The organism is Aquimarina addita (assembly GCF_039539305.1).
Taxonomy (GTDB): Bacteria; Bacteroidota; Bacteroidia; order Flavobacteriales; family Flavobacteriaceae; genus Aquimarina; species Aquimarina addita.
Genome location: NZ_BAABCW010000078.1, coordinates 1 through 665, shown reverse-complemented (window position 1 = coordinate 665; position 665 = coordinate 1). Strand labels below are relative to the sequence as shown.

The 665-nt window shown below is 31.4% G+C and carries 1 protein-coding gene; it reads right to left on the bottom strand.

Annotated elements, in window-relative coordinates:
- Nucleotides 1-665, bottom strand: a 665-nt coding sequence (locus tag ABD816_RS22225; protein WP_344931119.1) for an AMP-binding protein, incomplete at both ends; no start/stop codon positions are given.

Genomic DNA, 665 nt, shown 5'->3' with positions numbered 1-665 from the left:
AAACCAGCACCACTTATGCATAATTCACCTATTACCCCTATAGGCTGTAATTCAAGACCATTCCCTACAATATAAATCTGAGTGTTCGAGATTGGACGACCTATGGATAGATTTGATGGTATTTCATCTATTTTTATGGCAGATGACCAAATACTACATTCTGTTGTGCCATATTCGTTGTAAAGTATTGTTTTCTTAGATAAATCAAAATGATTTAAAACCAATTTTTTATCTAAAAATTCTCCTCCTAATATTACTCCTTTGAGAAGAGTATTACATAATAAATCGTCACTTAATAAAAAATTATAATAAGATGGTACACAAAGTAGAAAGTCAATCTCATTGTCTATCAACATTTTTTTTATTGTAACCGAATTATTAATATCTTCAATTTTGGGTATTAACAAACGAGCTCCAGATAACAATGTACCAAATATAACTGCAATTGAGGGGTCAAAAACAAATGATGGAATTAAAATCATCGATTCAATTTTTCCATAATAATTTAATCTTGAATAACCTATATTCATCAAATTATCGTGTTCAATCATTACCCCTTTAGGTTTCCCTGTTGACCCTGATGTGTAGATTACATATGCGAGGTGGTTGGGCAATGTGATTTTTGGTAGTTTTCTAGACGATTCTATTGCGATCTCCTCCCATTG